Source organism: Gaoshiqia sediminis (genome assembly GCF_025907915.1).
GTDB lineage: Bacteria > Bacteroidota > Bacteroidia > Bacteroidales > Prolixibacteraceae > Gaoshiqia > Gaoshiqia sediminis.
On sequence record NZ_JAPAAF010000070.1, the window covers coordinates 1 to 7,417 of the forward strand.

The 7,417-nt window shown below is 51.1% G+C and carries 8 protein-coding genes; 1 reads left to right on the forward strand and 7 read right to left on the reverse strand.

Annotated elements, in window-relative coordinates; all coding sequences use genetic code 11:
* Nucleotides 1–24: 24 nt before the first annotated feature.
* From N2K84_RS19735 to N2K84_RS19745, 3 genes are read right to left on the reverse strand one after another with little or no spacing between them, the layout of a single operon-like run.
* The gene (locus N2K84_RS19735) at nucleotides 25–153 is read right to left on the reverse strand and encodes a hypothetical protein (protein ID WP_282593558.1); all 129 of its coding nucleotides are present in this window, start codon (nucleotides 151–153) and stop codon (nucleotides 25–27) included.
* A 7-nt stretch (nucleotides 154–160) separates the two neighbouring features.
* Nucleotides 161–535, reverse strand: coding sequence for a type II toxin-antitoxin system VapC family toxin (locus N2K84_RS19740; RefSeq protein ID WP_282593559.1), 375 nt, complete (start codon nucleotides 533–535; stop codon nucleotides 161–163).
* The gene (locus tag N2K84_RS19745) at nucleotides 516–761 is read right to left on the reverse strand and encodes a hypothetical protein (RefSeq protein WP_282593560.1); all 246 of its coding nucleotides are present in this window, start codon (nucleotides 759–761) and stop codon (nucleotides 516–518) included. The genes N2K84_RS19740 and N2K84_RS19745 overlap by 20 nt, the downstream gene beginning before the upstream one ends.
* Nucleotides 762–1,012: 251 nt before the next feature.
* Here N2K84_RS19745 and N2K84_RS19750 point away from each other — a divergent pair, with 251 nt between their 5' ends.
* Nucleotides 1,013–1,306, forward strand: a complete 294-nt coding sequence (locus N2K84_RS19750) for a hypothetical protein (protein ID WP_282593561.1) — start codon at nucleotides 1,013–1,015, stop codon at nucleotides 1,304–1,306.
* 942 nt (nucleotides 1,307–2,248) lie between these two features.
* Here the strand turns inward: N2K84_RS19750 and N2K84_RS19755 are convergent.
* The 4 genes from N2K84_RS19755 to N2K84_RS19770 all read right to left on the reverse strand — a co-directional run bounded on the left by N2K84_RS19755 (nucleotide 2,249) and on the right by N2K84_RS19770 (nucleotide 7,200).
* The gene (locus tag N2K84_RS19755; RefSeq protein WP_282593562.1) at nucleotides 2,249–3,214 is read right to left on the reverse strand and encodes a PorP/SprF family type IX secretion system membrane protein; all 966 of its coding nucleotides are present in this window, start codon (nucleotides 3,212–3,214) and stop codon (nucleotides 2,249–2,251) included.
* A gap of 149 nt (nucleotides 3,215–3,363) precedes the next feature.
* Complete coding sequence (locus N2K84_RS19760) at nucleotides 3,364–5,706, reverse strand: Ig-like domain-containing protein (protein ID WP_282593563.1); 2,343 nt, start codon at nucleotides 5,704–5,706, stop codon at nucleotides 3,364–3,366.
* A 205-nt stretch (nucleotides 5,707–5,911) separates the two neighbouring features.
* Entirely contained in the window at nucleotides 5,912–6,577 is a 666-nt protein-coding gene (locus N2K84_RS19765) for a hypothetical protein (RefSeq protein ID WP_282593564.1), read from the reverse strand.
* A 245-nt stretch (nucleotides 6,578–6,822) separates the two neighbouring features.
* A complete protein-coding gene (locus N2K84_RS19770; protein ID WP_282593565.1) occupies nucleotides 6,823–7,200 on the reverse strand; it encodes a GxxExxY protein in 378 nt (125 codons plus the stop codon).
* Nucleotides 7,201–7,417: the final 217 nt, after the last annotated feature.

The following is a 7,417-nucleotide window of genomic DNA, read 5'->3' on the forward strand; positions in this document are numbered from 1 at the left end:
TTCATCCTTCCAAATGTCTGTGTCCTAATTTCCTTCCTCATTGCAGATTGCTTCATTCCGCTGCGCTTCATTCGCAATGACGCCTGCTTGAAGCACCCCATTCATCATTCGACATTCATCATTCATCATTCCCAAGGTCTGCGTCCTATCCATTCTGAACTTATTTCATCGGATTATGCAACGGAACACCGGGATGGATATTTATAAAATCAGCCGTGTTGGCCGTTATAAGTTCCAATTTCCCGCTTATGGCTGTGCCCAGAATAATGGCATCCGGTAGTTTGATTTTATGTTTTTGGCGAATGCGAATAACCTCATCAATAATCGTCTGTTCCAGCTGAATGATCTCAAAAATCGAACAGATCTTTTCCATGGTCTGCTTTTCCTGATTATTTCTGAAAGGATATCCCAGCGCTTCCATGTAGGTAATGACGGAAATATACAGCCTGCTATGCATCTGTGTAATATCTTCGAGGTTGATCTTTCGTTGAGACAAATAGATCAGGATGTTTGTGTCAATGAGTTTCCCATTCATTGCGAAGGTCTTTTTGCCAATTGACAGGGTCAATGATTTCGCCATACAAGCTACCCGGCTCAATGGTATCGAGAATTTCCTTTAGTTGGTCGTATTGAGAGAGAGATGCTGGTTGGCTGGCTTGAAGATCATCCTCAATTTTTTTCACAAATGGAATATTTTGCAGGAATTTCTTCAATAACCGGGCATTCTGTTTCGTGTCAATTTTGATTTTTAACGTAGCCATGAGCATGTTTTTTTCAAAATTAGTTCTTTCTGAGTGAGCAACAAAATCTATTGGGTGAAAGATCATTTGCACACCTGTACCGGATCGGAATATTTTTGTTCCCGGGTGCCGCGATTTTTAATCGCGGATTTCCGATTTCCGATTCGCAGCGGCCCGTACGGTCACGACATGTCGTGACCACTAACCTACTCCGAAGGAGTTACATGTTCATCACCGACAGTGGTACTGGCGGCAGACGAAAGTGTCTTTTTTTGGGAACTCTGAAGGAGTTCAATCATTTCCGGATGGTTCAACCCGCTTCGGGGGTTGGGGTGGTCGCTGTGGTATTGCGCCGTCCCCCAATTCGATTGGGGGTGATGAATGGTTTGATCCCTTGGGGATCAGGTAATCGCGGACGAACGATCTCCGGCTCATACCGCCCCGTATGGTCACGGCATGCCGTGACCTTCCCGCTGAAAGAGAAAAGGCACGCCCATTTAATCGCGGTTCGGAACCTGCTGATCAATGATGAACCCAAAAACCTTATTTTATTTCTTCAACCTTAGTAGCCTTGTGTGCAGCTAGACACATTTAAAACCTTATTACCTTATTCGTGTAAACCTGGTTTAAATAAGGTAATAAGGTTGGCCGAGGTCAGGTGTGGTTTTTTTCTACTAAGGTTGGCCAAATGAATAAGGTTTTTTTCAAGCCCGCAGAACCATCTGCGCGGATCGGTGACGGGAAATGCCTGCGTAAAGGATTACACATTAAATCATAACGGGCAAAATGAATCCGCGTCATTTGCGTCCTAAGTTCCTTCCTCATTGCAGATTGCTTCATTCCGCTGCGCTTCATTCGCAATGACGCCTGCTTGGAGTGTCCCATTCATCATTCATCCTTCCAAAGGTCTGTGTCATCTGCGCCCCATTCTCAAGTGCAACGAGTCCCATTCATCCTTCGAGAACCTTATTTTATTTCTTCAACCTTAGTAGCCTTGTGTGCAGATAGACATCATTTAAAACCTTATTACCTCATTCGTGTAAACCCAGTTTAAATAAGGTAATAAGGTTGGCAGGAGGTCAGGCGTGGTGTTTTTTCTACTAAGGTTGGGCAATTGAATAAGGTTTTTATTGGTCGCAATCCTCCAATTCGATTGGGGGTGATGAATGGTTCGATCCCTTGGGGATCCGAGGCTGCTCGGTATGGCGTTGAGTCGTTGAAAGCTTGCCCGGCTTTGACGGAAGTTCTCTATGCGCAACAGATTGCTTCATTCCGCTGCGCTGCATTCGCAGTGACGCCTGCCTGAAGCGCCCCATTCATCATTCAACATTCATCCTTCATCCTTCCAAATGTCCGCGTCATTTGCGTCCAATTCCTTCCTCATTGCAGATTGCTTCATTCCGCTGCGCTTCATTCGCAATGACGCCAGGATGCAACGCATTATTCAATATCCAACCCGGTCAGCGATTGGACAATCCCCTCCTTTGGAGGGGGAAGGGGGAGGCTTTCTAGAAGTACTGCTTCCGCACATACGGCCGCTTGTAGAAATCGTACTCATACACCAGCCGGAACTCATGGGTGCCGATCTGGTATTTCCAGATTTCTTTGCCAAAGGGCATCTCCATCGCGTAGCCGATACGGATATTCTTCATCATCACAAACTGGGTGAGGATGGCTGCCGTGTTGTTGGTGCGGTACATGGCGCCGATCCAGAATTTATCGAAGAACAGCCAGTTGGCAGCCAGGTCGGCCTGTACCGGCTCACCCATAGCCGCTTTCACCATTAGGGTCGGCTTGAAGCGTATTTGCCGCTGCCGCCCGAAAAAGTAGCCCCCCAGCAGGTACGCATAGCGCACCTCGGCCATGGAGGAGTAGTTATTCCGGTTGGCCTGAAAGTCATTCTCCACTAGCTGAGGGATCGACAAGCCAATGTAGTAGTCGCGCGAGTAAACCAGCCCGCCGATGCCCCACTTGAGCATGGCCGGAATGTGCACATCCTCCTGAAACGCCACATCCGGATAGTTCCACGGGTCCAGCTTGTACTTGGTGAGCAGGTTGTTGTAATTCAGGATGCCCACCTTCACTCCCAGGCGCAGAAAGGTTTTCCAGTCCAGCTTCACCTGGTACGAATAGTCGGCGGTGATGGTCAGCCGGTCCTCGTAGCCGAAATGCTCTTCCATAATGTTTATGCCCAGCCCGTTGTTGTCGTTCTTAATGGGCTTGTACATCGACACCGAGGTGACCAGCGGCGCCTTGTCCTGGCCCACAAAATAGCGGCGCGTAAACACCTGGATGCCCACCTTGTCCCACATGCCTGCGTAAGCCGGGTTAATGGTCTGCATGCTGTTCATGTATTGTGTGAACACCGGGTCGGTGAGCTGTCCCGCCGAACGAACTGCCAGCAACAGCAGCAGTCCGGTCAGCAGGCAGCCGGTTAGTCTCAATCTTCCCCGTATGTTTTTAAAATTTCTCATCAATCTTTCTTTTTCCTGTCCTGCAGGTTTCGTTTTCTATTGTCAAGCTGTTTCGCGTCATCCCGAACTTGTTTCGGGATCTCTTGCCGGGTGAGACCCTGATCCGGCAGTTGCCGGACGGGATGACTCAACCTATACCGACTCACGACTTAATACGACACCATCACAAATCCGCGTTCCAGGTCGCCGTTGCCCAAATCCAGGATATACATATAAACTCCCGGCACCACCTTATGGTGTCCGTTCTGATGGTTCTTGATGCTTTCGCCGTTCCACCACGAAGCCTCGAAGCTACCCCAGAATTCCCGGTTACCGTACCGTTCGTGTTCGTACAGCAGGTCGCCTTCGCGGGTGAAGATCATCAGCTTGGCATCCGGGTACTTCTTCATACAGTAAATCTGGAAGTAGTCGTGTACCCCGTCGTCGTTGGGCGAGAATCCTTCGGGGATGAACATCTTGCAATCATCCTGAGCGTCGAGGTATTCCGGATGTCCGTCCAGATCCAGGTCGTCGTCGTGATATACGCCATTGTTGTTCAGGTCCTCGTGGATGGTCGGGATGCCGTCGTTATCATCATCCACATCGCGCCAGTCGCGGATGTCATCGTCATCAAAGTCTTGCAGCGGCGGGTGCGCACCATAGGCGTTGTTCAGGTCATTTTCGTTGAACCCGCCAAAGAAATCGTCGTAGGCGTTATCCAGGCCGTCTCCGTCGTCATCGGCGCCCACCGGCAGCACGTCGGCAATACCATTCGCATCGGCGTCATATCCTTCAATATAGTCGGGCACACCATCGTCGTCGGTATCCGTATCGATATAGTCGGGCAGGCCGTCGCCATCCGTATCAACCGGCGTGAGGCCCAGGTTGCCGTCCTGTTCGTAAATGTCGTCCAGCCCGTTTTCGTTTTCATCGATGCCGCTGGGGCGGATGTGCGGTTTTCCTTCCGCCTGTGCTTCAATGTTATCGGGTATGCCGTCGTTGTCCGAGTCAATGTCCAGGCTATCGGGTATGCCGTCGCCGTCCGAGTCGCGCGACAGGTCACCTTCGTCCCAGTCCACGATGCCGTCGTTGTCGTCGTCAATATCATCTTCATCCGGGATGCCATCGCAGTCGAAGTCGGAGAAGATGGTGATATAAACCGTTGCCTGGTCACATTCCGGGAAATAGTTGTCGTCGCAAATCTCATAGATGAACTGGTCGAAGCCGCTTGTGCCCCGGTCGAAGGTATAGCTGATTGTTCCATCCGGGTGGATGGTCACCGTACCCAGGGTGGGGAAGGTCACCGGCTGGGTGAGCACGTAAATGTTGTCGCCATCCGGATCGTAGTCGTTGGCCAGGATGTTGGCGTCAAACGGACTGCAACCGGTGCTGTAATAGTCGTCCATCGCGATTGGCGGCGTGTTGGGCGGCAGGATGGTGATGGTCACGTTGGCGAAGTCGCACAGCACGTAGCAGGGGATGCCATCGTCGCACACCGTGTACCCAAAGGAGTCTTCGCCGGTATAGTCGGGGTCGGGCGTATAAATCACCTCGAAGTTGCCGTTCAGGCTGATGGTACCATGCGCTGGTGGCGTGGATATATGCAGCGAGGTCGGGTCGAGCTCACCGTTCGGGTCGGAGTCGTTGGCCAGCACATCGAAGGTGTTGATCACGCCCTGCTGAATGACGTAGCGGTCGTCAACAGCTACCGGCACCACATTGTCGGGCAGCACCGTCAGGTTGAGGATGGCGGTGGAGTCGCAGCCGTGGATGCTGACCAGGTCAGCCGTATAGGTACCGGCACGGTCGATCAGGTCGCCGTTCCAGGCAAGCGGCAGGTCGATTTCGCAAACCGTGCTGTCGGTGATGCTGACCAGCTCATCCGCATCAATCAGGATAATGTTCACGCTCGACACAGCCGGGGTACAGGTGCCGTTACGTCCCAGGCCTTCGGCGGTGAGTGTCAGGTTCACAAAGCCCAGCGCCAGGTCGTTCACCCCGGGCCGGTATTCCGGGTTCAGCTTGTCGGGATCGTCAAACTGGCCGTCGCCGCTGGTCGTCCACAGCAGGTTGTTGAAGTTGCTGGCCGTGGCCCCGTACAGGATTACCTCTTCACCCGGACAGATCACCTGTGGCGGACCGGCATAGGCTGTTGGGGAAATGTGTACGATCACCTCGCCGAGCTGCAGGCTGTCGCAATTAAACAGCGACGTTTGCACAGCCGACAGCAGGTACGTGCCCGGCATGTTCCAGCTGATTTGTACTTCCGACGACGTGTTGGGCGCTCCCGTGGCCGGATCAACCCCGGTGATCAGGGTCGAAGGAATATTGTTTTGAATGATGGTCCCGTATTCGTCGGTAAGCGTCCAGCTGTAAGTGGAGCCTTCTTCACCATCAATCCGGTAGGTTGCCCGCGACCCGATACATACTTCGTCAATGACATAGTTCTGCCCGGCCACCACGAGGGTAGCTGCCAGCAGCATCAATGTCCATATGTATCGAAGTCGTATCATTCTTTTAAACCTTTTTTTAACGCGGAGACCGCTGAGTATTCGCCAAGTGCCGCAGAGCTTTTATTTTATTTTTCGCGTCCTCTGCGCTTCCCTGCGTTCTTTGCGTTTAAATTTTTTCTGTTCTCTTTCTTTCAGTGGTCACAACGTATCGTGACCCTACTTCTCTCTTCTCCCTTTTTACTTTTGCCTTTTGCCTTTTTACTTGTCAATTGTCTACCACGCGGATCCGCGAGCTCTTCGGTTTCGGGTGTACAATCACCGTTACTTCCGACTGCGGGTCACTGTTGGTGCCATACAAATCTTTTATCTCCGTGATCCAATAGGTTGTTGGTACTTTCGGCGCCGGGTCGAGCGTAATCACATAATTCGGATCGTCCGTGTTGTGAACCCAGGTATCCGTGCCATCCGTCAGGGTGAAGGTCCACGGCCCATTGCCCGTCAGCTCAACTGCCAGGTCAACCGGGTCGCCGATACAGATTTCGGGCGCCGTGATCACAGCTGTTGGCAGCGACTCGAAGATCTCGATCATGCCGATCTTCAGATTGTTGGTACAGTTCGCGGCATCCACTGCCGTCACCTTATAGAAATAGATGCCCGCTTCGAGCCAGGTAACCTGAACCGTCGCGCCGGTATTCCCTGACGGGAACATCGCCTGTCCTTCATCCACCGCTGTGCCCGACACCACGGCAAAGTCCACACTTGGGTCGTTGTAGATTTCCCAGGTATAGCTGTCGCCCGGCATTTGTTCCACGCTCAGCGGGGTGGTCATCCCGATGTACACACGCGTCTCCTGGGCCGTGGCAGTCGCCACAGTCAGCATCGCCGGTATCAGCACCAGCGCCAGACGTAATATGTGTACCAATCGGATCATGTAATCAGTTTACAGTTATCAGTTTACAGTTATCAGTTTACAGTTATCAGTTTACAGTTATCAGTTTACAGTTATCATTATTGCGTCCTCTGCGTTTAATTCCTCCTCGCGTTTAAATCCTTTTTAACGCTGAGACCGCTGAGTATTCGCCAAGTACCGCTGAGTTATAATTATATTCTCTCTGCGCTTCTTCGCGCTCTCTGCGTTTAACTCTTCATCGCGTCCTTTGCGTTTAAATCCTCTATTCATAGTTTATTAACTAATCGTTTTATTCCATCCGTTAACCTGGACACATTAAAATTGATTAATAAGCCAAGCTTTCGATCCGACAGCCGCAGATAGGTCAACGTCTGGGCAGTATGCACCGGATTCAACGCTTCCACCGATTTCAGCTCAACAATCACCTTGTCCTCCACCCATAAATCAGCCCTGTACCCGATGTCCATTTTTACTTCCTTGTACATAACCGGCAGCGGTTTTTCCTTTTCTACCCGCAATCCTTTTTTACCTAACTCGTAGTACAGGCATTCCTGATAGACACATTCCAGCAATCCCGGGCCAAGCGCCTTATGTACATCGATGGCACATCCTATGATGATTTCTGAGATCTGGTTTTCAGTCATGGTTCTGTTTTTTCTTTTAACGCTGAGACCGCTGAGTATTCGCTGAGATCACTTTTTATTACAACATTGCGCCCTCTGCGCTTCTTCGCGCTCTCTGTGTTTAACTCCTCCTCGCGTTTAACTCCTTTTTAACGCTGAGACCGCTGAGTATTCGCCAAGTACCGCAGAGATTTTATTTTAATTATTGCGCTCTTTGCGCTTCACCGCGTCCTCTGCG